Genomic DNA, 26131 nt, shown 5'->3' with positions numbered 1-26131 from the left:
GCCGCAGCACCGCCGCCGGACGCAGCGGCACCTCCACCCGATGCGCCAGCCCCGCTTTCGGCCGAGGATGCGGGTGTGGGTTTCGGCGCGGGTGGCGCGCTCCCACCGCCTCCATGGCCCGCGCCGCCACCTCCACCGCTGTTGCCTGCACCGTCGAGTACCTTCTTCGGCTCCGCGCCGCCGCCTGCGCCGCGTCCGGGGACGGGGATGGGGCGGTTGAGAGCGTGTTTGGCGTCTTGTTCGGAGCCGATCGCGTGATACATGTCGAAACCGACGAACGCGATGAACTTGTACGTCAGATAGGGCGCGAACGCGGCCATCGCCATCAGCACGATCCCCGCGATCGGGTCGCTGATCGAGGCCAGGTCGGCGTCGATGGGTGCCGAGACCTGCGTGATCGCGACCAGGAACATCACGACGAGCACGAGCTTGGAGCAGATCAGCGCGACGACGAACATCGCCCACTTCCCAATCCACCCACGGCTCGCGTCCCACGACGCGCCTGAGAACGCGAGTGGGGCGAACACGATCGCCACCAGCAGCAGGGCTTTGCGTACGAGGAGGGAGAGCCAGACGATGGCGGCGGCGGTGATCGCGAGGCCGGCCATGAAGATCGTGATGATCGCCCCGACACCGGGGGCGGCGATGTTGATCCCGACCAGGCCGGTGGCGAGGAGGGCGATCTTGTCGCCCATCGACTCGGTGGTCTCGCCTGCGGCTTGGACGATGCCGATGCACAGCTGGTCGACGACTTCCAGCAGCAGGGCGGTGAGGGTGATGATGACGAACGACCCGAGCACTGATTTCGCGAGGCCGAGGGCAGCTCGGGTCAGGGCGGTGGGGTCGCGGCGGATCAGGCCGGTGATGAGTTGGAGGCAGAAGAAGATCAGCATCACGAACACCGCGACACCGAACAGCAGGTTGTAGACACTCACGTATCCCGGTCGGGTGACATCGACGAGGGTGGTGGTGTCGAACACCGACCAGACCGCCTCGAACAACCAGCCCGCGGCAGCTCCCATGGCCTGGGCGAGCCAGTCGAACGGGGCCGCGACCAGCGTGGCGGCCCCTTCGCCGACGGCATCGCAGACCGAGGAGATCACCGGGATGTCGCACACGCTCATCACGAACCACCAGACCTCTCGACGACGATGCGGGTCAGACCTGCTGGCCGACGTTCCAGAAGAAGTTGATGAGCGTCACCGACGCACCGCAGATCACCGCCGCGCCGCAGGAGACGAGGACGCCGATCTTCCCCCTGCTGGCGAGGTGAGGGTTGCTGGAGTTCGCTCCGAAGCCCCACACGATCGCGGAGACGATCAGTGCGAGGACGGAGAGGATCAGGCCGATGGTCATCACCGCGCCGACGATGGTGCGCAGCTGGTTGATCCCGGGCAGGCCGTTGGTGTTGGGGTCGATGTTGATGTCCATCGGCACCAGGCCGACGGCGGGCAGGACGGTAGTGGTGAGCAGATCGAACACGGTGGGTCTCCTTGACGCGGGCAGTCGGCCCGCCAGCGCGGATGCACAGACGGGGTACACGCCACAGGTGCGCCCGCTGACCCGTGGGGCCCGGCGTTTGTCGGTGGGTTCTGGGAGACTTGAGGCATGAACGAGCCCGCCGCACCACGCCGAGAGCCAGGTGACGGTCTCGCGCGCCGCCCAGGTGCGGGAGTGCCGTCGTCCGAGCAGGACCTGGTCGCACAGGTGTCGGCTCTCATCGAAAGCGCTCGTGAGTCGATCGCTTCCTACGCCAACGCGACCTTGACGATGACGTACTGGCAGATCGGCTCGATCATCGACTCCGAAGTACTCGGCGCTGGGCGCGCCGAGTACGGTGCGCAGATTCTGGTGACGCTGTCACAGGAATTGACGGGCCGCTTCGGGCGGGGCTTCGACGAGCCGAACCTGAACCGGATGGTCAAGTTCTCCCGCCTGTTCCCTGACCGCGAGATTCTGGTGACGCTGTCACAGAAATTGAGTTGGTCGCACTTCCTCGCCCTCCTGCCGTTGCGCAGTGACGATGCGCGGGCCTTCTACGCCGAGGCAGCGGTCGCGGGGCGGTGGACAGTGCGAGAGTTGCGTCGCGCGATCAGCCGCAAAGCCTACGAACGTCGCGAGCTCGCAGACTCACAGCTCGGGTCGGGGTCACTGGTTCCCGCAGACACGTTCAGCGACCCGTACCTGCTCGACTTCCTCGGCCTCCACGACGGCTACCTCGAAGCGGACTTGGAAGCGGCGATTCTGCGTGACCTGGAGGCGTTCCTGCTGGAGGTCGGCACGGGCTTCACGTTTGTGGAGCGGCAGAAGCGGATGGTGATCGACGGCAAGGATTTCCACCTCGACCTGCTCCTCTACCACCGGCCCTTGAGGCGGCTCGTCGCAGTGGAGCTCAAGATCGGCGAGTTCGACGCCCGCTACGAGGGTCAGATGAAGCTCTACCTGAAGTGGCTCAACCGGCATGAGCGCCACGAAGGTGAGGAAGCACCCGTTGGTCTGGTCCTGTGCGCGGAGGCCAGCCGTGAACAGGTTGAACTGCTGGAGATGCATAAGGACGGCATCGTTGTCGCCGAGTACTGGACAGCACTGCCACCCAAGCACGAACTCGAACAGCGACTCCAACTCATGCTCCGCGAGGCGCGCGAACGGCTCGCACGACGAGAACTACCCTCAGCCAACGACGACTGACCTTTCGGATACAACCAGCGCGCCCGGGGCGAGTGACACGCCCACGCGCTGCTGCTAGAGCTGTTGGCCGAGGTTGATGAGCCAGTTCATCCAGGCCACCCCGGCACCGGCGAGCGCGGCGGCTCCGACCGAGACGAGGACGCCGACTCTGCCTTTGCCTGCGGTGGAATAGTTGCCGTGGGCAGAGGCGATGGCCCACACGATCGCGGAGACGATCAGCATGAGCACGGCGACGATCAGCACGAACGTGAGGAGTGCGCCGACGACGGCGCGGAGGTCGCCGATGCCGCCGAGGCCGTCGAAGTCCGGGAAGACGCCCATTCCGGTCATCCTGCTTTCACGGTGACGTGGAGGTGGTCGTAGTGGCCTCCGGTTACATCGTTGGGGTTGTGCATGCCGCCGCCGTTGTAGGGTCGCCAGCCGTCAGCGTCGCGGCTGACGGACCAGATTTGGCCTTGCCAGATGAGGTATTCGACGCCGAGGACGCCTGCGTTGTCTTTCATCCAGTTCGTCACGGCCCATCCGGCGTCGAGCTGGGCGGGGCTGGGGCGTTGGCCGATCCGATTACCGAAGGTGATGTCACACGCCCGCCCGAGGGGATGCTCCGACTTGGTGCCGGGGCGCGGCGAGTAGCAACCCCAGCCAGTGTCCGGGAACGCCGCGAGGGTCTGCTGGTAGAGGTGCAGCAGCCTGGCGGTTATCTTCCCGCCGGTGGTGGGATCGTCGACGAGCCGGTCAGGGTCGCCATCGACGCCGGTGGGCGGCCCTGCGGTCCCCGCCGCACGACAGGCGGCGGGTGATCCGCTGGTGGCTTCGGGGAGGTTCGCGGCTCCGTGCTGGTTGAGCCAGGCGGCGGGGTCGATGAAGTCGCCATTGATGCCGCCTTGACGGACTTCGAAGTGCAGGTGCGCACCGGTGGAGTATCCGGAGGAGCCGACATCGCCGATGTGCTGCCCGGCCCGCACCGTGTCGCCGGTCTTGACGTGGATGCCGTGCTGCCACATGTGGGCGTACGCCGTGGCGATCTTGTGGCCGTCGATGGTGTGCTCGATGACGATGAGTCCGCCGTAGCCGCTGGTGAACTCGGCGACGGTCACGGTGCCGCCGGTTGCGGCGAGGATCGGGGTGCCGTCGGGTGCTGCGAAGTCCGCGCCGGTGTGCAGCTTGTACTCGCCGGTGATTGGATGCACGCGCATCCCGAACGGCGAGGTCGCCACCCAGGTCCCCTCCGGGAGTGGGAACACCACCCTCGACGACAACGATGCTGGGCCAGCGGCCCCCGCCGGTGTCGTGCTGGAGCTGCCTGTGGTGAGGGTGGTGAGGATGGTGTCGGCGACGGGTGCGTAGTTGCGGTAGCGGTCGGGGTAGGCGGAGACCTCGACGGCTTGGGCGGCTTCGCCGGGGTACATCTGCTGCCAGCCGGGGGTGTCGAGCAGACCGCGCGGCGAGGGGTAGTTCGGTCCGGTTGGCCCGCCGAAGAACGCTCGCGCTTGATAGGTGGGGTCCATGAGTTCGGCGACCGAACCCCAGCCCGACTGTGGGCGCATCTGGAACAGACCCAGGGAGTCGTGGTCGGAGCCGTTGCCGTCGTTGGGGTAGTTCGCGCTCTCGGGGTAGGTGCCGGTGTTCGACAGCATCCGCAGCGTGGACTCGGTGAGCGCGGCCATGAGCGCGATCTTGATCCCGGGCCTGCCCACGCCGTCGGTGTTGTTGCCGATGGCGATGATCGTGGCGGCGTGGGTGAGCTGCTGCCGGTTCAGCGTGAACGTCTCACCGTTGGCCGTGGTCACGGTGAGCGAGTCCGGCACAGGCCCGAGGCTGACCACGTCTGTGGTGGTGGCGCAGTTGGCGGCGGCGGGGTTCATCAGTGCCCCGATCCCGAGCAGGATGACGGACGGGGCGAGGAACATGAGCGCGAGGGCGGCGATAGCTGTCTTGCGGAACACGGCGGCACCTCAGCGGAGGGGGTTGTCGAGCTGGGACAGCCGCAGCACGTGGCAGGTCGGGTACGTCGGTGCGCAGACCACGAACACGGTGAACGAGACGGGATGCTCGGAGGTGACGGGCTGGCCGTTCCAGATGCCGGAGCGGTGGCGGGTGCCCTCGATCGTGACCGCGGTTGTGCCGGGGGCGATCTGCCCGGGCTGCGCCTGCGCCACTGCGTCGGCCCAGGCGTCAGGGACGAGCGAGGTGTCGATGACGAGGTGCTGGGTGGTGGCGTACTGGCGTAGTTCGATCCAGGCGTCCCGGTTCGGCAGGTAGGTGGCGATGTCGGAGGCGAGGCCTGCTTGCTCGTCGCCGGAGGGGTCACCGACGGTGAGGATCGCCGAGGTGTAGTCCAGCGGCCACAGCCCCAGCGCGGTGTCCCAGGCGAACAAGGTGGTGGCGACGCCTTCGGCGAAGGTGACCGGATCGGTCGAGCGCGGCACCGCTGGAACCTTCGGCAACGGCGGCGTTGACGGCCCCGGCGACGATGGTGTGGTCACGGTCGGCGACGGCTCGGGGCGCGGATCGGTCGTGCTGGGGTTGCGGGGGCCGGTGAGGAGTCCGTAGACGCCGACTGCGGCCAGGAGCAGCAGGACGATGCCAGCGGCGATGAGGGCGACGAGTCGGCGGCGAGTCTTGGGATCAGTGGGTGCAGGGCTCATGCCTGGCAGGTGCACGCTCGCGACCGCGGCGAGAACTCAGAGTGCGCGCAGGATCGGCTGTGCTGCGTGGGCGTCGCGTGCGGTGCGGAGGTCGTCGGCGAAGCGTGCGGTGGCTTCGGCGACGGTGAGGAAGTTCTCGTACTGGTCGTCGGTCAGTTCGACGGCGAGCACGTCGATGTCGTAGTGGGTCCACCAGCTGGCGAGTTCGCCCCAGGTCTGGACGAACGCCCGCACGGGGTACTGCACCGGTGGTGCGTCGTCGGGCACGAGTGGCTTGGGGCGGGGCTTGGGCTTCTTGCCCTTCTTCATGGCGTTGGCGCGGGCGACGGCATCCTCGGCGAGGGCGTGCATCGTCGCCTGGCGCACCTCACGCGCAGCCTCTGCCGATTCGTGGATCGCCAGGTAGAGGGGATGCACCGGGTCGCCTGCTTCGATCCGCTCCAACGCGACTGCGGCTTCCGCGCGGAGCGTCTCGGGTTGGGCGGGGTTGGCTGCGATCTCTTCGATGTAGCCGATCTTCTCCAGCGTGGTGTGTGAAGCGCCGCCGGGGATCATCGCTGCGGCGAGTTTTCGTGCGTCTCCGAGCGCTCCTGACGGTCCCGCAAATCTTGCGGGACCGTCATTTCCCGGCTGGTTTTCGGTGCTGAACTGGGTGGCGGACTTCCGGCGGGCTGCGTCTTCGGCCATGACTTCCTTGATCTCGCGGTAGAGACCCGCGGCTTCGAGCTGGTTGTAGGGCTTGTGGAGCATGTTGTCGTCCTGCTCCGCGAGGAGCTTCCCGAGCCGATCCGACAGGCCGCCGCGTACCCACACGCTGACGGTGCGCCAGCCAAGCATCTTGATCGCCGCCAAGCGGCGCGCCCCGCAGACGAGCACCCCGTCGATGGTGATCGTCAACGGTTGAAGGAGGCCGTCGCGGTCGATGGAGGCGGCGAGGGTTTCGATGTCGCCGAGGTCGGTGCGGTGGCGCTTGCCGACGATCAGGGAATCGACGGCCCGGTCGAGCTGGATACCGGTCTGCGGGTCGGTCATCGCGGCTCACCGCCCTGGGCTCTGGGTGCGGCGAGTGCGAGGGCGAGGATCAGGTCGTCGTCGCGCAGCAACAGCTCCAAGGTCTCCCCGAGCAGCAACCGCAGCAGCACCCCACGGCCCGCGCTGGTCGCCGCGTAGGCGGGGTGCGGGTTCCCGAGCAGAGCCCGCAGCAGCGCTGTCCAGGTGCGGCGGGGCAGGTCGAGGAGCGCGCGGGCGTGCCGGTCCCGCCGCAGCGCCTCGTAGGCGGACTGGCGGGTTCCGGCTTTGGTGAGGGCGCCGCAGACGTGCTCGACCGAGGCTCGCGCGGTGTCGGTCGGCCAGTCGAGCAGGCACAGCAGCGCGATCGCGTCCTCTGCTGCCGACGTGGCTGACATGCAGGCCTGCGCCGACCCCAGCAGGTCATGCGGGTCGGGCTCGATGTCGCTGGGCAGATCGTCGGTGACCTGGAAGGCGGGGTGATAGTCAGAGAGGGCGGTGTCGCGGTCGGAGAACCGTTCGGGGTCGTGGAACGCCGAGACGTGGGAGCGGCGGGCCTGGTGCACCGAACAGAGCAGGCCTTGGGCGCGTTCTTCGTAGATGCAGGTGATTCGCACGGCGTGGGTGATGATCGCCCACGGGTCGTCGGCTTCACGGGTGGAGCGGTTCTGCATCGCGTCGAACGCAGCCGCGACCGCCTCCCAGGTATCGAGGCGGTGCTTGCGCGCCAGCGCCTTGTACTTCTCGGCGGCGAACTCCATCAGATCGCGCGCGACCGGATCATTGACCCAGGCATCCTCACCGCCCGTGTGGAGCCGGTGCAGCAGAGCGCGCAGGCCCTCGCCGGTCGTGAAGTCCTCACGCGAGGATTCGATGCTGGGCTCGGTGGTTGTGGTCATGGTGTCGGCACCTCCTGGCAGGTAGGTGTGCGCCCGCTCCCACGAACGCGCCCCTCCCGTGCTGGTTGCCGTCTGGACCACGACCTGTCATCCCATCCCGACCCCAGGCCGCGTCGGTGCCGACGTGGTGACGGCGCGTCGCCCGAACGCCGTGATCGGCGGAAGACGACGCGCCCGATCCCGCGCGGCCTGCATCCCGATCCGCAGCGGTGTGCGGGTGCGGCGGGCGAGCTCGGCTTGGAAGTCCAGGCCGCGCCCGGCGACGTTCGCCGAATGCCGGGCCATCAGATCGGTCGGGCGCACCCACTCCACACCCCGGCCACGAACCACCGCGGCGTGCTGCTTCTCGGTGCGGGCGACCTGTGCGGCACGCACCGCTTCCGGCGTCGTCGAGGCTTCAGCGGCAGACTCGCGGTGTTCATGCGGCACGGAGAGTGCCTCGTCGGCTGGGGTCGGCACGATCCGCTGCGGATCGTGGCGGGGGTCGTTGTGCTGCGGGTTGTCGGTGGTGTTCATGGGCTGGTCTCCTCCCGCTCGTCGGCGGAACCGGTGATGTCAGTAGGAAGGTGTGCGGGCGCGAACCAGCGGCCCACGGTCGAGGGATGCACGCCGAGCTTGCGGGCGATCCGCTTGTTCGACCACCCCGCCTCGCGCAGCTCCCACCCCAACGCCCGACGATCCGCCGGATCGAGCGACTCGACCTCGGCAGGAGCCGACGCCAGCACGGCGACCTCGTGCCGGTCCGGCGTCTCCGGTACCGGTGCCGGGCTCGGGGTGCGGGTGAGGATGACGGTGAGGTGCGTGATCGCGAGCAGCACGACCGGGGGTACGGCGGCCACGGAGGCGGCAAGAACGCTGGGAACGTCGGCGTCGGCGGCGACGACGGCGTGGATCGCGTTCGCGGTGACCGAGACGAGCGCGCCACCGGTCAGGAGTGCCCAGGGGTACCAGGCGGAGCGTTGCCCGGCGAGAGCGACGACGGCAACGGTCGCGACGACGATGATGCCGTCCACGATCAGCGGCCACGCCCACGCCTGCCCAGCCCCGATCCCCGAACGCGCGGCAAGATCGGCCAGCGAGGTGAACGACAGCCAGAACGCCCCGGCGGCGATGAACACCGTCCCGGCCACCGCCGTCCCAGCCGCCCACCGTCGCGGACTCGTCTCACGCATCACAGCCCCGCCCTCCCTGCCGAGACCACGGGCGAGGGTGCCGAGCGCGAGCACCACCGATCCGAACCCTGCGTCCGATTGGTAGAGGCGGCTTCTGTGGTGGTGGCGCGGTAGGCCGAACGCACGGTCGTGGCGATCTCCCGCTCGCTCAAGCCCGCCTGCGCAGCGGCAGGGCCGAGAGCGCCGAGTGTGTCGGTGGGCGGGGTGCCGTTCTCGGCGAGGCGGCAGGCGGCCCAGAACAGTCCCCGGTTTCGTTCGCCCTCACCGCGTCCGGCGACCCATGCCGCGAGCCGTTCAGCATCGACCGTCGCGGTCGCGCCGTCGCCGTTTCGCGGCGGCGGGGCGGGTCGGGGGTCGAGGAAGTCGCGCAATCGTGCGGCGTTGATGGGTCCGATTGAGTGGGCGGCGAGGTCGGTGATCTCGTAGCGCCGCAGGGTGCCGTCGATGGTTCGGCGGGAGGGCGGGGCGATGATGTAGCCGCCGTCGCCCCGGAAATCGACCCCAGCACTGGCGGCCTGCCACGACCGCTGCTCTGTGCCCGACGTGGTCGGGAAGTAGGCGTGCGCGCCGCCGGTCGGGGTGCGCACCAGCAGACCCGCCCCGTCCACCAGCCCCGCCTCCGAGGCACGGCGCCAGGCGGTGCGACCATCGACTGGGCCGTGAACATCGACGTCCACGACGACGACACCCGACCGTGCCCCGGTCGGGAGACCGATGTTGGCATCCGGGGTACGCGACCACCACGCCGCAACCTGCCCAGGGTCGCTGCTCGCGTCGAGGAACCCCCGGCGGGTGAGCGGTCGCTTCCCTCCGGCCTCGCACGGGAACAGCGGCACTCCAGCCGCTGCGAGACTTCGGGCCGCCGCGGCGAGGTTCGGTGTCCGGTCGACGCGGATGAGTGCGGCGAGAACGTCGAAGGCGTCGGGCATCACAGCCCCCGTCCCGCCAAGACCGGCGCGGCATGTGGCCGATCAGGCTCAACCGACCGAGCCACCGCGCGGGTCGGCTTCGCGGTCGGGGTATCTCGTTCCAGCCCAAGCGGGGTGCCATCGCCGAGCTGCGGAGTATCGAGCTGGTCGAGGATCGCCAGCGCCGTCTTCCGCACTCGTTCGCCGGTGGCCTGCACGATCTGTGCGGGTTCTTTGTCGTCGGCGCGGGCGGCCCAGGTCGAGACGTACGGGATCGTGTAGCCGTCGGTGGTCATGCCGTGCGCGGCCCCGATCATCAGCGCGACGGACTCGGCTTCGACCTCGCGGATACCGCGATGCTGCCGCACCTCCACATCGTCGGGGTCGTGCATCATCACATGCGCGAGCTCATGCGCCAGCGTCTTCACCCGTGCCGCCGCAGACATGTCCTCCCGCACCGACACCGTCCGGGCCTCGTAGTCGGTCATCCCGTTCGCACCCATGATCGCCATCTCGTCCGGCACCGAGACGACCTCGAACCCCGCGGTCCGTATCTGCGTGGCGAGGCCGTCCCACAGGCCTGCGGGGGCTTCGCCCTCCAGCAGCACGGGCGTTGGCGTGGTGGGGAGGGGGTCGCCGTCGGTTTGGGAGACATCCCACACGTACGCCGGGCGCGCACCGACCATGCGGGAGCGCACCACCTCACCGGGCTTCGGGTTCTCTCGCGGTCCCAGCCGCCGCCACGAACCAGAATCCGACGGTGTGGAGGTGGCGAACCTGCCGGTGACCGGGGCGAAGATCATGTAGCCCGGCTGGCCCTTCATCACCTGACGCCCCAGCGCCTGCCACTGCCGATACCCGGCCACGAGCGTGGGGAACGGCTCGGGCACGCGGCCGGCCTCGAACGCGACCTGGTGCTGTACCCAGATCAGCATCGTGTTGTTGAACGACCGACTACGAAACCTCGCAGCGAACGCAAGCGCCTCGCGCCAGTCGTCACCGGAGACGAGCTGCTCGACCGCGCCCGTCAGCTTCTCGTGCAGCTCGTCGAGCTTCGCCTCACGCGCCGCCCGCTGCTCGGGTGTCGATGCCATGACCGGGTCTCCTCTCGCGACCACCACGACACTCGTGGGCGCGGCGGTACACCTACGAGGTAGGCAACCCCTCCCGCCACGGCCGGAGCGAACCTGCCGGGTCAGCCCTACTGGGCGGCCTGGCATTGCGGCGCGCCTGCGCGCGGAGCCGCGCGGGGACGGCGCTAGAGCCAGCATCGTTCGCCTCCTCTCTGGCGAGAACGACCCACCCAAGCAGGCAATTGAGCATGCTCAAACGGGTCGGAGTTCCCATTGGAGCACGACCGTTGAGCATGCGCAAGCCTTGATTTGTGCATGCTCAACGTGTAGCGTTGAGCATGCACAACCGCCCTTTGGGGTGGACAACAGCGATGCCTTGCCCGCCACGAGGGAAAGGAGGTCAGCGGCCATGCCCGAAGAAGAGAGCCAGGCTGCGGCAGTCGATCTCGCCAACCGCTTGCGGCTCCTGATGGACGTTGCCGAGGCCGAGTCCGGCGCAGAGCCGACCTACTCGCAGATCGCGGACTTCCTCAAAGAACGCGGCGTCAACCTGTCGCGCTCGCGCTGGACGTACATGATCAACGGCCACCGCCACGTCCAAGACCCCGCCGTCTTCGAGGGGCTCGCCGCCTACTTCGATGTCGATACCGACTTCCTCCTGGGAGCCGACGGCGCCACCACGCCGGAGAAGGTCACCGCGCAGCTCGACCTCGTTCGTTCCATGCGCGCGGCGAAGGTGAAGTCCTACGCCGCCCGTACCCTCGGTGACATCTCACCGAAAGCACTCCACGCCATCACCAAGTTCCTGGACGAGGAAATGACACACATGCCTGAGCACTGACAGGTATCGCGCAACGCGACGCCGATTCCGGCCACGTGCTCTCCACCGAGAGGGGCGCACCGTGAATATCGAACAGACCGTATCGGCGGCCGTCGCGGACCTCCAGCTCGGCCACACCTTCACCCTCGACGACCTCATCCACGCGATCCAGGCTCGACGCCAGCGCACCCTCCGCGTACACGAACTCCAAGACCTCGACACCAGCGACGGACTCTGCGCCATCTGGCTGATCGGCGAGACCGAGGATGTCGTGCTCCACGCACCCAGTGACTCCGCCCTGCACCGCCAGCAGTTCGTCTTGCACGAGTTCGCCCACATGATCCTCGGCCACTGCGAAGGCGAGGACTGCGCAGCCGCCGACGCGCTGCTGCCCAACATCCCGCCCTACACGCGAGGACGCCTCCTCAAGCGGCGAGACCTCGACTGCGAAACCGAGATCACCGCCGAAGCCCTCGCCGACCGACTTGCCGCAGGCATCCGAGGACACACCTTTGCCGAGTCGGGCTACCTGGAGGTGTTCGGATGACCCAGACCCTCGTCGCGGCCCTGATGTGGGCGCTCGTGGCGAGCCTGCTCATCGTCCGCCGAAAACGCGCAGACAGAAGCATCACCTACGCCGCGATCGCCATCGCGATCGCCATGACCTTGAACGTCGATGCCGTCTACGCTGCCGTCGATCCGGTCCTGGGCAGCACCAACATCGCCACCCTGATCGCCGACGCGCTGCTGATGATCGGGCTGTTCTTCCTCGGCCGAGGTGTCATGCGCACCGGCGAGTACCGACCCCAGCTCGTGCGGGCCGTCGTCAGCTGCCCCACCCTGCTGGCCTCCCTGGCCGCGATCACCATCGCGTTCTCGTTCATCGACCGCGGCACTACGACCACCCGGTTCATGGCCGACCTCGGCGCCCAACCCGCCACCGCGACCTACTCGATCATCAACTTCGCCTACGGCGGCATCGTCATCGCGACCATGATGGTCCTCGCCGCCCGCCAGTACCGGAGCAACCACGGTATCCATCGCCTCCCCGCCGCGCTCCTGACCCTCGGCTCGGCCTTCGGTGTCATGCTTTGCCTCGCAGTCCTCACCATGGACATCGCCCACACGACAGGCCAGATCACCCTGATGCGCGCCGTGCAGCCCATCTATTCACCGCTGTCGCTGCTGACCTTCCTGTTCCTGTGTGCGGGCTTCGTCGCGCAACCTGTCGTCCGCCGCGCCCAGCACTACGCCCGCCGTCGGAGCACCACGGCCCTCGCGGACCGGCTCGAACCGCTCTGGCAGCAGGCGACCCGAGTGCGACCCGGCCTCAGCCAAGCAGAACCAATCTCCGCGAGCGACGACCCGGAAGGTCGCCTGCACCGCGAGATCGTCGAGATACGCGACGCCATGATCGACTCCCGAATCACATTCACCATCACCGACGCCGAACACGCCCTGCTCGAACAAGCCGAACAGCACCTCATCGGCCATGATCAGAGCGCGCCGACGCCGACCGAGCCGCCACAAGACTTGGACGACGCGGACATCGGCGCTCCGCACCAGGAGGAGCGTCCCTTGTGAAGTACGGCATCGCTCTGGGAGCCGGGCTCCTCACGGCCAGTGCACTCGGCACCGGCTGGACCATCGCACGACGCCTCACCGCACCAGTTGGCCCTCGCATCTTCGACCTCACCATCCACGACATCGAGCACGACGGTGAGACGCAACGGGTCGTGCTCGACCGCACCCCGCAGACCACCACCGACGGCATCTACAACCTCTGGCTCGAACGCGGCGGCTGGGCACAGCTCTCCCCAGAAGCGGCCGATCGTAGGCCAGGTCGGATCACCCGCACTGTCACCGGCACATCGCCAGGACTGAGACTCGTGGCCGGAGACCGTGCCTCGTGGAGCGGGATCTACTACGCCACCCCCGTCGACGCCGGACTCAACGCCCGCGACATCACCATCACCAGCCCTGCGGGTCCGTACCCGGCCTGGGGCATCGACGGCGACCCCTCGGCCTGGGCCATCCACATCCACGGACTCGGCAGCACCCGCGCCGGGACCCTCCGCGGCGCCCAAGTCGCCACCGAACTCGGCTACACCTCCCTCATCGTCACCTACCGCAACACCGCCGAAGGCCCGCGCGTCGGCACCGGCCGCTCAACCCTCGGCCACACCGAGACCGCCGACGTGGACGAAGCCATCGGATACGCCGTCCGACAAGGAGCCCAACAGATCGTCCTGTTCGGCTGGTCGATGGGAGCCACCATTGCCCTCCAGCTCGCCGCCCGCCCGCGCCACGACGGACTCATCGCCGCACTCGTCCTTGACTCGCCCGTCCTCGACTGGACCGAGACGATCAAAGCTAACTGCGCCCGCAGTGGACTCCCAGGCGTAGCCGGACACCTCGCCGTCCCGTGGCTCAGCACCGGGCCGCTCGCGAGCAAGCTTGGGCTGCCCGAGCCGGTCCCGCTCCGCCAGTTTGACTGGATCACTCGCGCCGCCGAGCTCACCACACCCACGCTGATCCTCCACGGCATAAGAGACAGCTCCGCACCCATCCGGCTCTCACAAGCACTCCGAGACCAGCGCCCCGACCTCATGACACTGGAGACCTTCGACGCCGACCACACGCTCGCCTGGAACTCCGATCCTGAGCGGTGGCGCTCCGCAGTGACAGCCTGGCTCCGTGGACAGCTCAGGCCCTGACCACTTCGACTCGCGGCACCTATCTCGTTCGGCCACGCCCGGACAAACCCAGTTCAAGCGGCACAACTCCCGGTACGATGGAAGCTGTTGGCCCGCCCGGGTCACGGAGTGCGAGGGAGGACCAACGTGGCTGAGCCGTGGCTGTCCGCAGACGACATCGCCGCCCACCTCGGGGTCACCAAAGACACCGTCTACACCTGGATCGCCGAGAAGGCCATGCCCGCACACAAGGTCGGCCGCCTCTGGAAGTTCCAAGCGAGTGAGATCGACGACTGGGTACGCCGAGGCGGCGCAGCCGCCGACTCTGACCCATCCCCGCCAGGGTGATCGTTCCGCTCAGTTTGAGCCGCTGCTGACGCTTTGTCGGTGGCACCCCATATCCTGATCCACTGCCCAAATCCCGGAAGGAGGCTCCCGATGAACAGCATCTCCGCGCACGACCGCTACGCGCTGTCGTTCACCAGCGGTGCCCTCCTGACCCGAGAAGCAGTGATCGCCGCACCTCTTTACCTGGAAGCTCGTGACTGGGGAATCGTCCGAGAGCGGCTCCGCACTGAGAACCTGCTCCAGGCGCGAACCAGCTCGTCCGGGTTCCGGCTGGCACGCGAGGTGGCGCAGCGCCTGGCGGCACTCACCGACGACGAGTTGGAGTTGCTGAGAGATACGAGCCCGAGCGAGCGCGGTCACCTGATGTGGGTGGCGGCTTGTCGCCACTATGCGCTCATCGGTGACTTCGCCGAGGAGGTCGTGCGGGAGCGGTTCCTCCTGTTCACGCCAGCGCTGGGCTACGGGGACTTCGACAGCTTCGTACATGGGAAGACGCTCTGGCACCCGGAACTCGCTGAGGTGAAGGACTCCACGTTGCAGAAGCTCCGATCGACGGTGTTCCGAATGCTGACGGAAGCGGGGCTGCTCGCTAACGGCGAGATCGTCCACGCCACCCTGTCCGAGCGCGTCCGCGAGGCGTTCGAAGCCCAGACACCGAGCGACGTTCGGTTCCTCCCGACCCGAGACAGCAAGGAGGGTGCGCTGTGACGCCGAGCGAACTCACTCGCCAGGAAGAGCACCTGTTCGCGGTGCTCAGCGGCGAGCGCTTCCTCAAGATGGAAGGCCTGTCGAACGAGGTCCCGTTCTTCATCTACCCATACGAGCCCGAGCACGCCCTCGACGTAGCGAAGGCGAAGAAACGGGTCAAGAACCGACTGGCCAGCAAGGGCATCGAGGTCCGCGAGATCAACCTCTACGACCTGTCGGTCGACGTACTCAAAGAGCGTGGCGACTGGGACGAGGTTCTCGAAGTGGAGCCCGACCTCGACAAGGCGGAGTTCACCGAGATGTTGCAGTCAATGCTCAACCCACAGCAGCATCTCGCGCCCGCGATCCGGGAACGGCTCGCTGATGGTGGGTTCGACATCGTGTTCCTCACCGGGATCGGTGAGGTGTTCCCCTACATCCGTTCCCACAACGTGCTCAACAACTTGCAGAGCGTCGTTGTGGGCAAACCGATGCTCATGTTCTTCCCCGGCCGCTACGAGCAGTCCGACACTCTCGGCTCGTCGCTCGTGCTGTTCGGCAGGTTGAAGGACGACCAGTACTACCGCGCCAAGAACATTCTGGAACAGGAACCGTGACCGTTATGCACCTCACCGAGATTTTCGCCAAGGACGTCCAGCGGCCCATCGAGGGCGTCATCAAGGCTGACGACGTTGCACACCTGGGCACCGAGGTCGACGAGTACGTCCTGACCAATGAAGCCGCCAAGGGACTGGAACTGCTGCTTGAGGCATACACGAACTACACCAACGCGAACGGTGTCTGGATTTCAGGCTTCTTCGGCTCCGGCAAGTCGCACCTGTTGAAGATGCTCGCGCACCTCCTCGGCGATGTGGAGGGCGACGACTTCCCGCGCGAGCGCGTCTCGGAGAGCTTCCGCGCCAAGGCGACGGATGCCTTCCTCCCACCCCTCCTCGACAGAGCCGACCGCATCCCGGCGAAGAGTCTGCTGTTCAACATCGATCAGAAGGCGACCCTGATCAGCAAGGATCAGACCGACGCCCTCCTACGCGTGTTCGTGAAGGTCTTCGACGAGTCTCGCGGCTACTACGGCGACCAGGGACACATCGCCCGCTTCGAGCGCCAGCTCGACGACGAGGGGCAACTCGATGCGTTCAAGAGCGCATTTCAAGCTGTGTCGGGCCGGGAGTGGATGGAGCGCCGGCCGAGCTTCGGCCTTCCGACCGTGCGCAAGCAGGTCAACGAGGCGTACGCCCAGATCACCGGCCTCGACGCATCTGCCGCACCCGACATCTTGAAGACCTACCAGGACACCTACTCGGTCTCGATCGAGGACTTTGCCGACGAGGTCCGCACCTGGCTAGACAAGCAGCCCGCAGGGTACCGGTTGAACTTCTTCGTGGATGAGGTCGGCCAGTTCATCGGCTCGAACACGCATCTGATGCTGAACCTTCAGACGATCGCCGAGTCGCTGAACACGAAGTGCGGCGGACGGGCGTGGGTGTTCGTGACCTCCCAGGAGGACATGGACAAGGTCGTCGGCGACCGCACCAAACAGCAGGGCAACGACTTCTCGAAGATTCAGGCCCGGTTCAAGACCCGAGTGAAGCTCACCTCCGCAGACGTCGAAGAGGTCATCCGCAAGCGACTGCTGGAGAAGAACGACAAGGGCACCCAGGTGCTCGAAGCCGTCTACGCGCAGGAGTCTGCGAACTTCAAGACGCTGTTCGACTTCGTCGATGGAGCGAAGACCTACCGGAACTTCACAGACGAGACCCACTTCGTCGGCACCTACCCGTTCGTGAGCTACCAGTTCCCGCTGTTCCAGGCCGCGATCGAGGGCATCTCCGACCACAACGTCTTCGAGGGCCGCAACAGTTCCGTTGGTGAGCGCTCCATGCTCGGCGTCGTCCAGCAAGTCGCCAAGGACATCGGCAATGTCGAGATCGGCACGTTGGCCACCTTCGACGCCATGTTCGCAGGTATCCGCGCGTCGTTGAAGTCCGCGGCACAGCGCTCGATTGACCGCGCCGAGCGCGACCTGCCCGACAGCGGTTCACCAGTCACCAAGCTCGCCGTGCGACTGCTCAAGGCACTGTTCCTGGTGAAATACGTCGAGAGCTTCCAGGCCACTCCGCGCAACCTAACAGTGCTGGTCTACGACCGATTCGGACTCGACCTGCCCGCGTTGTCCAAGCAGGTTCAAGACGCGCTCACGCTCCTGGAAACCCAGACGTACGTACAGCGCAACGGCAACGTCTACGAGTACCTGACCAACGAAGAGCAGGTAATCGAGGAAGAGATCAAGAACGTCGAGATCGACTCATCTGAGGTCTCCACTCGGCTGAACAAGATTCTCTCCGGCGATGTGGTCAAGACCTCCAAACTCCGGTACGCGAAGAACGGGCAAGACTTCCCATTCGGATACAAGCTCGACGACCAAGCGTTCGGTCAGCAGCGCGAGCTCTCGCTGCACTTCATCACTCCCGAGTACCCCTACGGGCCGGAGGAGATTCGCATGCACTCGGCGGGCAAGGACGAACTGCGCGTGGTCCTCGCCCCGGACGACCGGGTGCTGGCCGACCTGCGGCTGCTGATCAAGACCGAGAAGTACACGAAGCGCAAGCAGACCAGTTCACTCTCTCCGGTCGAGGAGCAGATTCTGCGCGCCAAGGCGACTCAAAACGCGCAGCGCGAGAAGGAGCTTGTAGAGCGAATCCGCCGCGCCGTCGGGCGAGCCGATCTCGTGATCAACGCCGCAGACCTCACATCCGGGTCGCAGGAAGCAGTCACGCGGATCACCGAGGGGTTCCAAGACCTCATCGCGCGTACCTACACGCAGCTCAGCCTGCTCGGTGGACGCACCTACAGCGAGCAGCAGGTTGCCGGGTTCGCGAACCCCGACCAAGCCGCCATGATTGACGACTCCTCAATGCACGCGCTCGCGGCCCCGGCAGATGAGGTGCTGTCGTACGTCCTGCAGCGCGACCGTCTCGGGGAGCAGATCACCGTCAAGAAGATCGTCGATCACTTCCAGGCCAAGCCCTACGGATGGGACCTCGCCTCCATCGAGTGCGTCGTCGCCTGGCTCGTCGGCACCTCGAAGATCACTCTCACGGTGGACTCGAATATCCTCAAGCGCAGCGAAATCGCGGCAGCACTGCGCAACACACAGAAGCACTCCCACGCCGTCGTCGCACCTCAGAAGACCTTCGACCAGCGCAAGGTCGCCACGCTTCGGGCCTTCTGCACGGACTTCTTCGATGAACCCGCCGTGCCGAAAGACCCGCTCGAACTGGCCCGGCACACAAGCGAGCGCCTCCGCGCCAAGAGTGAAGAACTCAAGGCGCGAGTCAGCGGCTCCAAGTACCCCTTCGTGACTCAGCTCGAAGCTCCGATCGCGCTGCTGGATTCTGTCGTGGGCAAGCCCGATGACTGGTACCTGACCGACTTCGCCGCTACCGACGACCTGCTCGACGCGAAGACAGACATCATCGACCCCATCCAAGCCTTTCTCGGCGGCGCCCAGCGCAAGATTTACGACGAGGCAAGCGAACTCCTCACGACCAACGCCAACAACCTCAACTATCTGCCCGCCGGCAGCAGCCAGGAGGTGGCCGGACTCCTCGCCGACCCGCAAGCCTTCCGTGGCAACCGGATGACCAAGTTGAAAGCCGCCGCAGTCGAGCTTGAGGCGCGCATCAGCGAGGCGCTTCTCGCGAACCGCGACGCTGCGCTCCTGGAGATCGACTCACGTTGGGCGCCCCTCCAAACCAGCACGATCTACCTCGACGCCACTGACGCCACCAAGCGCAACGCGACCCAGAAAGTCAACACGATCCTCGACCGGATCGGCCGTGAGAGCCAGATCGCCGTCGTCCGCGAGATCGCCAACACCTTCGAGGAACATACCTACCCGACCATCCTCGACCAACTCGCCGAGAACCCCCGTCCTCGCGACGACGACACAGCGGTCTCGCCGGTTCCTGTGAAGCAGACCGTCTCGGTCAAGAGCATCAGCGCCACCGGCATCCACGGCGTACTGGAGACCGAAGACGACGTAGACCGCTACCTCGATGCGCTCCGCACCGCGCTGCTCCAGGCCCTCAACGACGACAAGCGCATCGCGCTGTAGGAGACACCACGCATGGAAACCGCACCGCTGAAGAGCTTCGCCACATGGGCCAGGCGAGAACTCATCACCCAGGTCAGCGCCCGGCTGACCGCAGTACTCGCCCCCTCCTCACCGGAACGGGTCGAGAACCAGCGTGCCGTGGCGATGCTCGAACGTGATATCGCGGCCGCGGGGGGCGGCGCCAAGGGCAAGGACGTTATCGTCGACAAGGTCGCATACACCTGGTTCAACCGCATCATCGCGCTGCGCTTCATGGACGCTAACGGCTACACGGGTATCGGCGTCGTCTCACCCGCTCACGGCCAGCAAGTCGGACAGCCCGAGATGCTCGCCGACGCCAAACGAGGCAGCATCGACCCCGCCGTCATCACCAGCAAGCGCACCCTCGACGCGATCACCGGCCTCCTTGATGGAACCCGCCCCAGCGCAGACGCCCAGGGCGAGGCCTACACACTCCTGCTCGCTGAGTACTGCCGTTACTGGAACCGCTCGATGCCGTTCATGTTCGAGCGTGAAGGTGACTACACCGAACTCCTCATCCCCGCGAACCTCCTCGCAGCGGACTCGATCCTCACGCGGGCGACCGCGGCTCTCACCGAAGGGGTCTGCCGCGAAGTCGAAGTGATCGGATGGCTGTATCAGTTCTACATTTCGGAGCGGAAAGACGAGGTCTTCGCCGGGTTCAAGAAGGGCAAGAAGGCAGGCGCCGCCGAGATTCCTGCCGCCACCCAGCTTTTCACCCCGCACTGGATCGTTCGCTACCTCGTTGAGAACTCGGTCGGCCGACTCTGGATGCTGAACCATCCCGACTCCCGGCTCGTCGACCGAATGGACTACTACATCGCGCCGGTTGACGAAGAGACCGACTTCCTCAGAATCGCCGGCCCCGAAGAGCTGACGGTCATCGACCCGGCCTGCGGGTCCGGCCACATGCTTACCTATGCGTTCGACCTGCTCTACGCCATCTACGAAGAGGAGGGCTACGCGCCCTCCGAGATTCCCGAGTTGATCCTCACCCGCAATCTCTTCGGCACCGAGATCGACCCGCGCGCTGGTGCGCTGGCGGCGTTCGCCTTGACGATGAAAGCGCGTGCCGCGCATCGTACGTTCCTGAACAAGCGCGTCGTTCCAAGCGTTCGCGTCTTGGCGCCTATCTCGTTCAACTCCCACGAGCTTGACATCCTGGTCGCCAAGAACGGCGATAGGCAAGCCGAAGAAGCACTCTGGAATGTCTTTGCCTCCGCCGACACCTCCGGGTCGCTGGTGAAACCGAATCAGGACGCACTCCGCGCAGCGCGGAGAGCACTGTCTGCTGCCAATCAGAACGCGGACGAGAACGATCTCCTGACGTCCGAGCTGCTTGCGCGCGCGGACTCAGTCGTGCGGCAAGCAGACTTGCTGGCAAGGACCTACAGCGTCGCTGTGGCGAATCCGCCATACATGGGCAGCGGAAACATGGTGGCTTTGCTCGCCGCCTTCGCAAAGAATGAGTACCCACTTGCGAAGATTGATATGTACGCGATGTTCATTGATCGTTGTTTCGATCTCGTTGGCTCTGCTGGCGTCATCGCTATGGTCACTCAAGACAGCTGGATGTTCCTTGGCGCATATTCGAAGTATCGAAGCCGACTTCTGGCTCGTAGTTCTCTGATGACGCTGGCACACCTTGGAACCTCGGCATTCGACACAATTGGCGGCGAGGTGGTCTCGACCGTCGCTTTCGTGTCGGGAGCGAGTAACACCAAGCTCTCGCGCACCGTCTTCGTCCGCGCCGCTGACGTTGATGGCGGCGCCAAGGCCAGCGTCGTCAAGCAAGCTGCGTCTGGTCGTAACCCTTCCCGCGTGTGGGTGCGCAGCGTCTCCGAGTTTCTCGATGTGCCCAGCACTCCAGTCGTCTACTGGGCGACCGATGATGAGATCGCAGCTTTGCGCAGAGGGCCTTATCTGGGCGACCTCGTCCAAGCTCGTGAAGGCCTCACCACCGGAGACAACGATCGATTCCTGCGTCGCTGGCACGAGGTCTCGTTACGGCAGATCGGATTTGGAATCGATTCGACTGACGAAAGCGTCAAGAGTGGTGCGCGCTGGTTTCCCTATCAGAAGGGCGGATCGTCGCGCCGCTGGTATGGCAACTTCGACTACGTCGTCGATTGGGAAAACGACGGTGCGCGAGCCCGGGCCAACGTTGTCGAGGAAACGGGGCGCGTTCGATCCCATAACTACAACGGCGCTTTCGGGTTCAAACGGGGTTTTACCTGGTCCGGCATATCAGGCGATGGCTTTGCCGTGCGGCACGTTGATGGCGGATTTATGTTTGACGCAAAGGGCCCGATGGCGTTCGCTAACTCCGAGCCCGAACTCCTTGTCCTTGAAGGGTTCCTCAACAGTTCCACCGCGACCAAGTTCATGCGCCTGCTCGCCCCGCGACTGGACTTCAAGCTCGGGCACGTGCTGAGCCTGCCGGTCCGCGTTCGCGAGAGCGACAAGGTTGCCGAGCTCGTGTCCGAGTGCATTTTGCTTTCAAGACAAGCCTGGGATGCAAGCGAGCTCTCGGTTGAGTTCTCTGCGCCATCAGTGGTTCAAGCCAGCGATGATTTAGCTCTGGCCGTTGAAGAAGTTCAGAGAATCGAGGATGCCCGTGCAGCGTCTCTCGCCGAAGCGGAGCGAGAACTCGACAGCCTCTTTGCCGCTGCCTATCTTGGTGAGGAGGAAGCCGAGGTCGCGGCTCGACTGGTCGCTTCGAGCGGCGTGGACATCCGGAATCGCGAACATGTCGAGGACCTTGTGTCGTACGCGGTCGGCTGCATGTTCGGTCGCTATAGCCTCGATGAACCCGGCCTGATCCTTGCTGACCAGGGCGCGACAATACGGGACTATCTCGCCAAGGTGCCGCAGCCAACGTTCGCGCCTGATGCAGACAACGTTCTACCGATCGTTGATGGCGACTGGTTCGAGGACGACATTGTGGCGCGGTTCCGCCAGTTCCTGCGGGCGGCGTTCGGCGAGGAGCACTTCGAGGAGAATCTGCGGTTCGTTGAGGAGTCGCTCGGCGTCAAGGCTCTGCGGGAGTACTTCGTTACCCGTGCCGGACGATCCAAGTTCTACGACGATCACGTGAAGCGTTACAAGAAGCGCCCGATCTACTGGCTGTTCTCCAGCCCGAAGGGTTCGTTCAACGCGTTGGTCTACATGCATCGCTACACACCGTCCACGGTCTCGACGGTACTGAACGAGTACCTGCGGGAGTTTGAGTCGAAGCTGGAGGCGAACCTTCAGCACCAGGAGCGTCTCGCCGCCGGGGATGGCACACCACGCGAGAAGGCCGCAGCACTGAAGGAGTCCGAGCGGCTGCGCAATGTGCTGCTGGAACTGGGTGAGTATGAGCACGACGTGCTCTACCCACTGGCGTCGCAACAGATCGCCATCGACCTCGACGACGGGGTGAAGGTGAACTACCCGAGGTTCTACCCGGCCCTCAAGAAGATCACTGGGTTGGAGGCCGCCAATGAGTGAGATCGCTCGGAGCGGCCAGGGAGCCGAACGGGAGTTGCTCGCGCGTGCCGCAGAGGTGATCGAGGAGGGCCAGGCGGCGGCTGCCCGCCAGGCAAACCTCGCACTCACGTTGACCTTCTGGCGGCTCGGCCGGCTTGTCGGCGAGGAAGTGCTCGGCTCGGAGCGCGCTGCCTACGGCGAGCAGATTGTCGTCTCGCTGGGACGACAATTGGTGGAGCGGTACGGGCGTTCGTACGAGGAGAAGAACCTTCGCCGTATGGTCCAGTTCGCCGAGCAGTTCCCCGACGAGCAGATCGTCGTCTCGCTGGGACGACAATTGAGCTGGACCCACTTCCGAGCCCTGCTTCCCCTGAAGTCCCCAGAGGCCAGAGCCTTCTACGTGCAGGAGGTCATGGCTCAGGGGCTGAGCGTTCGAGGCCTGCGGCATCTGATCTCACGGAAGGCGTTCGAGCGCCGCGAGATCGCTAACGCGCAGTTCGTGGGCGAGACCGGCGTCCCGCGCGACGTGTTCCGCGACCCGTACCTGCTGGACTTCCTCGGTCTGGAGGACACCTTCCTCGAACGCGACCTCGAAGCAGCGATCGTCCGAGACATGGAGGCGTTCCTGCTCGAAGCGGGCAACGGCTTCGCGTTCGTCGAGCGCCAGAAGCGGATGATCATCGACGATGACGACTACCACCTCGACCTGCTCTTCTTCAGCAGACCGCTGAGACGCCTGGTCGCCGTCGAGTTGAAGATCGGCAAGTTCAAGGCCGCCTACGAGGGCCAGATGAAGCTCTATCTCAAGTGGCTTGACCGCTACGAACGGCGGGAGGGTGAGGAGCCACCGATCGGACTGATCCTGTGCACGGAGACGGGCCGCGAGCAGATCGAGCTGCTGGAGATGCACAAGGACGGGATCGTCGTCGCTGAGTACTGGACCGCGCTACCGCCGAAGGCCGAGTTGCAAGCACGCATCCAGCAGATTTATCAGGCGGCCACCGAGAGGGTCGCGAGGCGCGAGATCGAAGCGACATCGGGGCAGGAGGGCGCAGAATGAGTTCACTCAGCGCCGTCCTTCCACATCTGGAGCAGCGATTCGAGTCGCAACGGCTCGTGTTCTGGCATGACACGGAGGGAGAGTACGCTGCCGAGCTCGACACGCTTGACCTCGGCGAAGTCACGACGTTGCGCGTCGAGAACAACGAGTACGCGGTGAAGAACCGTGTGCTACATGACGATCCGACGGCCAAGTTCCTCATCTACCGAGCAGGTGGCGTCCCCGCCGGCGTCGGCAACTGGTTGCTCGACCTTGAGCTGGCCTACGGCGTGTTCACCGCCGACCGTCCGGCGCTCGTGCGACAGGACCTTGGGCTCGATGGCCCCCGAATCGACCAGGTCGTCCGCGACCACGAGAAGTTCTTCCGGGCCGCCAAGCGAGTGCAGACCCTCAAGACCCTACTCACGGCCGACGACGATGCGGATCGGTTGCGCGCCAAGATGTGCGCGGTTCTGGTTGGCCAGCGTGAGCACAGCATGCTGGAACTCACTCGCACGCTGCTGATCGAGAACGCACGCAGCGAGGCGAGCAAGTACGAAGCTCTGGTTGAGCAGGGGCTCGATGGGTTCCACTGGGCTGGGGTAGCCAAGATTTACGGCTATGAAGCGAACGAGCCCAGCGTCGATGACTTCGTGTTGTGGATGTTCCGCCAGGCCGCCAACGGGTTCGCATCGGAGGTTCCGGGTGCGCTGCGCAACATTCAGCTCGACTTCGCGAGCCTGCGCAATGACCGGCGCAGCGCCGCCGCTCTCGCGATCTTGGCGCGCCGAGCATCAGAGAGCCTGAGCTACGCGGACAGCATCGAGGACGCCGAACTCATCGACCTTGTAGGCAATGACCTCTTCGAGGATGTGGAACAAAAGGTCATCAGTCTGCTCGCCCAGGCAGTTGGCGAACGGACGATGAACGCGCGGGAGGTCTCAGAGACGATCCGTGCGCGCCAGAGCAGCATCTGGGTGGACGGGTATCGGGAGTTGTACACGGCGCTCGGCGCCGCCTCGGACCTGCTGAGCGAACTCTCAACCGCGCGGTTCGCGATAACGTCGTTCGACGAGGGCCTGGACCGCTACCGCAAGCAGTGGTTCCGCATCGACCAGCTCTATCGACAGTTCCACTTTGCCGCTCGCATCACGGAGTACGCCGGCCCGCTGGAAGCTCTCCGCGTCGAGGTTGAGAAGCACTATGCGAACCGCTATCTGTATGAGCTAGGCAACTCCTGGCAGCAGCAGGTCGACGCCGTGCAGGACTGGCGATCCGTGACGCTACGACCGCAGACCAGGTTCTTCACCGATCACGTTGAGCCGATCATCTGCAAGGGCAACCGGAAGGCCGTCGTCATCATCTCCGATGCGCTGCGCTACGAGATCGCCGATGAACTCCGCTCACGCATCCGGCAGGAAGACCGCTTCGATGCGGAACTCGACGCGATGCTGGGTGTGCTGCCGAGCTACACCCAGCTCGGCATGGCGGCTCTGCTTCCACACAAGACCCTGGCCCACTCCCGTGGTGGTGATCCCGTGCTCGTTGACGGCCAGCGTTCCGACGGAACTGCGAACCGCAACAAGGTCTTGGCTCCAGTGGGTGGGTTCGCGATCCGGGCCGAGGAAGTGTTGTCGATGCCGCGCGGTGAGCTGCGCGAACGCTACGGTGCACACCAGGTGCTGTACGTCTACCACGACCGGATCGACGCAATTGGCGACAAGGCGACCACGGAGCGGCAGGTGTTCGAGGCCGCCAACGACGCGCTGCGCGATCTGGTGGACCTGATCAAGCGGCTGACCAACGCGAACGCCACGAACATCCTCGTCACCGCCGACCACGGCTTCCTCTTCCAGGACACCGCACTAGCCGACGCCTCGTACCTCTCGACCAAGCCGCAGGGCGACGACCTGGTGGTCACCAACCGTCGATACGTGCTCGGGCGGGGCCTCAAGGACGATCCGGCCTTCCGGACGTTTGAGCCCCAACAGGTGGGGCTCAGCAGCGACCTTGAGGTACAGATTCCCAAGTCAATCCACCGCCTCAAGCTCCCAGGAGCTGGCTCACGGTTCGTCCACGGCGGAGCCTCGCTCCAGGAAGTCGTGGTGCCGGTCGTCACGGTCAACAAGAAGCGCAAGAGCGACACCCGGCCCGTCAACGTCGAGGTTCTACCCGAGACTGACAAGATCACCACCGGGCAACTTGTCGTGAAGCTCTTCCAGTCCGAGCCAGTGAGCGAGAAGGTCCAGCCGCGCACCCTGCGCGCGGGCATCTACGTCGGCGAGACCCTGATCTCAAACCAGCCCGAGCTGATCTTCGACCAGCCCTCCGACGACAAGCGTGACCGCTACCAGAGTGCACGGATGCTGCTCAGCCAGGACGCCAACGAGTTCAACAACCGCACGGTCGAGTTCCGACTCGAAGAGCAGATACCCAACACCACACAGTGGCGCGTCTACCAGCGGGCTCAGTACCTGCTCAAGCGCTCGTTCACGTCGGACTTCGATTTCTAGGGGAA

23 protein-coding genes are annotated in these 26131 nt (G+C 65.6%); 12 read left to right on the top strand and 11 right to left on the bottom strand.

Annotated features, from left to right (window positions below):
• Both WBL05_RS06035 and WBL05_RS06030 read right to left on the bottom strand, forming a co-directional pair.
• A partial coding sequence (locus WBL05_RS06035; protein ID WP_424224452.1) for a conjugal transfer protein TrbL occupies nt 1-1124 on the bottom strand: 1124 nt, incomplete at its 3' end.
• 34 nt (nt 1125-1158) lie between these two features.
• Nucleotides 1159-1482, bottom strand: a complete 324-nt coding sequence (locus WBL05_RS06030; protein ID WP_128773218.1) for a DUF6112 family protein — start codon at nt 1480-1482, stop codon at nt 1159-1161.
• A gap of 126 nt (nt 1483-1608) precedes the next feature.
• Between WBL05_RS06030 and WBL05_RS06025 the strand changes: the two genes are divergently transcribed.
• Nucleotides 1609-2688 carry a PDDEXK nuclease domain-containing protein gene (locus WBL05_RS06025; RefSeq protein ID WP_424224451.1) on the top strand — a complete coding sequence of 360 codons (1080 nt, stop codon included), beginning with the start codon at nt 1609-1611 and terminating at the stop codon, nt 2686-2688.
• Nucleotides 2689-2742: 54 nt separating this feature from the next.
• Here WBL05_RS06025 and WBL05_RS06020 read toward each other — a convergent pair whose 3' ends face one another.
• The 9 genes from WBL05_RS06020 to WBL05_RS05980 form a co-directional block, all read right to left on the bottom strand.
• A complete protein-coding gene (locus WBL05_RS06020; protein ID WP_424224450.1) occupies nt 2743-3009 on the bottom strand; it encodes a DUF6112 family protein in 267 nt (88 codons plus the stop codon).
• 5 nt (nt 3010-3014) lie between these two features.
• Entirely contained in the window at nt 3015-4634 is a 1620-nt protein-coding gene (locus WBL05_RS06015; protein ID WP_424224449.1) for a M23 family metallopeptidase, read from the bottom strand.
• 9 nt (nt 4635-4643) lie between these two features.
• Nucleotides 4644-5336, bottom strand: coding sequence for a hypothetical protein (locus WBL05_RS06010; RefSeq protein WP_424224447.1), 693 nt, complete (start codon nt 5334-5336; stop codon nt 4644-4646).
• Between the two features lie 36 nt (nt 5337-5372).
• Nucleotides 5373-6368 (bottom strand): ParB N-terminal domain-containing protein, encoded by a 996-nt coding sequence (locus WBL05_RS06005; protein ID WP_424224446.1) that lies wholly within the window; start codon nt 6366-6368, stop codon nt 5373-5375.
• Nucleotides 6365-7243 (bottom strand): hypothetical protein, encoded by an 879-nt coding sequence (locus tag WBL05_RS06000; RefSeq protein ID WP_424224444.1) that lies wholly within the window; start codon nt 7241-7243, stop codon nt 6365-6367. The genes WBL05_RS06005 and WBL05_RS06000 overlap by 4 nt, the downstream gene beginning before the upstream one ends.
• Nucleotides 7244-7330: 87 nt before the next feature.
• Nucleotides 7331-7759 carry a hypothetical protein gene (locus WBL05_RS05995; protein WP_424224443.1) on the bottom strand — a complete coding sequence of 143 codons (429 nt, stop codon included), beginning with the start codon at nt 7757-7759 and terminating at the stop codon, nt 7331-7333.
• Nucleotides 7756-8415: a DUF2637 domain-containing protein gene (locus tag WBL05_RS05990; protein ID WP_424224441.1), complete on the bottom strand. Its 660-nt coding sequence runs from the start codon at nt 8413-8415 to the stop codon at nt 7756-7758. The genes WBL05_RS05995 and WBL05_RS05990 overlap by 4 nt, the downstream gene beginning before the upstream one ends.
• Complete coding sequence (locus WBL05_RS05985) at nt 8415-9344, bottom strand: bifunctional DNA primase/polymerase (protein WP_424224440.1); 930 nt, start codon at nt 9342-9344, stop codon at nt 8415-8417. The genes WBL05_RS05990 and WBL05_RS05985 overlap by 1 nt, the downstream gene beginning before the upstream one ends.
• Nucleotides 9344-10417: an ArdC-like ssDNA-binding domain-containing protein gene (locus tag WBL05_RS05980; RefSeq protein WP_424224439.1), complete on the bottom strand. Its 1074-nt coding sequence runs from the start codon at nt 10415-10417 to the stop codon at nt 9344-9346. The genes WBL05_RS05985 and WBL05_RS05980 overlap by 1 nt, the downstream gene beginning before the upstream one ends.
• Before the next feature lie 388 nt (nt 10418-10805).
• Here WBL05_RS05980 and WBL05_RS05975 point away from each other — a divergent pair, with 388 nt between their 5' ends.
• The 11 genes from WBL05_RS05975 (at nt 10806) to pglZ (ending at nt 26126) form a co-directional block, all read left to right on the top strand.
• A complete protein-coding gene (locus tag WBL05_RS05975) occupies nt 10806-11237 on the top strand; it encodes a hypothetical protein (protein ID WP_424224438.1) in 432 nt (143 codons plus the stop codon).
• Between the two features lie 61 nt (nt 11238-11298).
• Nucleotides 11299-11763 carry a hypothetical protein gene (locus WBL05_RS05970; protein ID WP_424224437.1) on the top strand — a complete coding sequence of 155 codons (465 nt, stop codon included), beginning with the start codon at nt 11299-11301 and terminating at the stop codon, nt 11761-11763.
• Nucleotides 11760-12800 (top strand): MAB_1171c family putative transporter, encoded by a 1041-nt coding sequence (locus WBL05_RS05965; protein WP_424224436.1) that lies wholly within the window; start codon nt 11760-11762, stop codon nt 12798-12800. Before WBL05_RS05970 ends, WBL05_RS05965 begins: the two co-directional genes overlap by 4 nt.
• Entirely contained in the window at nt 12797-13933 is a 1137-nt protein-coding gene (locus WBL05_RS05960) for an alpha/beta hydrolase family protein (RefSeq protein ID WP_424224435.1), read from the top strand. Before WBL05_RS05965 ends, WBL05_RS05960 begins: the two co-directional genes overlap by 4 nt.
• 126 nt (nt 13934-14059) lie before the next feature.
• Nucleotides 14060-14260, top strand: a complete 201-nt coding sequence (locus WBL05_RS05955) for a helix-turn-helix domain-containing protein (protein ID WP_128773205.1) — start codon at nt 14060-14062, stop codon at nt 14258-14260.
• 90 nt (nt 14261-14350) lie between these two features.
• On the top strand, nt 14351-14968 hold the full coding sequence (locus WBL05_RS05950) for a DUF1819 family protein (protein ID WP_424224433.1): 618 nt from the start codon (nt 14351-14353) through the stop codon (nt 14966-14968).
• Nucleotides 14965-15564 (top strand): DUF1788 domain-containing protein, encoded by a 600-nt coding sequence (locus tag WBL05_RS05945; RefSeq protein WP_424224431.1) that lies wholly within the window; start codon nt 14965-14967, stop codon nt 15562-15564. Before WBL05_RS05950 ends, WBL05_RS05945 begins: the two co-directional genes overlap by 4 nt.
• A 5-nt stretch (nt 15565-15569) precedes the next feature.
• A complete protein-coding gene (gene brxC, locus WBL05_RS05940) occupies nt 15570-19082 on the top strand; it encodes a BREX system P-loop protein BrxC (protein WP_424224430.1) in 3513 nt (1170 codons plus the stop codon).
• A 12-nt stretch (nt 19083-19094) separates the two neighbouring features.
• Entirely contained in the window at nt 19095-22595 is a 3501-nt protein-coding gene (pglX, locus tag WBL05_RS05935) for a BREX-1 system adenine-specific DNA-methyltransferase PglX (RefSeq protein WP_424224429.1), read from the top strand.
• Nucleotides 22588-23634, top strand: a complete 1047-nt coding sequence (locus WBL05_RS05930) for a PDDEXK nuclease domain-containing protein (protein ID WP_424224428.1) — start codon at nt 22588-22590, stop codon at nt 23632-23634. The genes pglX and WBL05_RS05930 overlap by 8 nt, the downstream gene beginning before the upstream one ends.
• Nucleotides 23631-26126 carry a BREX-1 system phosphatase PglZ type A gene (pglZ, locus tag WBL05_RS05925; RefSeq protein ID WP_424224427.1) on the top strand — a complete coding sequence of 832 codons (2496 nt, stop codon included), beginning with the start codon at nt 23631-23633 and terminating at the stop codon, nt 26124-26126. The genes WBL05_RS05930 and pglZ overlap by 4 nt, the downstream gene beginning before the upstream one ends.
• Nucleotides 26127-26131: the final 5 nt, after the last annotated feature.

The sequence above is a fragment of the Brooklawnia sp. genome (assembly GCF_049651565.1).
GTDB lineage: Bacteria > Actinomycetota > Actinomycetes > Propionibacteriales > Propionibacteriaceae > Brooklawnia.
This window is presented reverse-complemented; position numbering and strand designations above follow the sequence as displayed.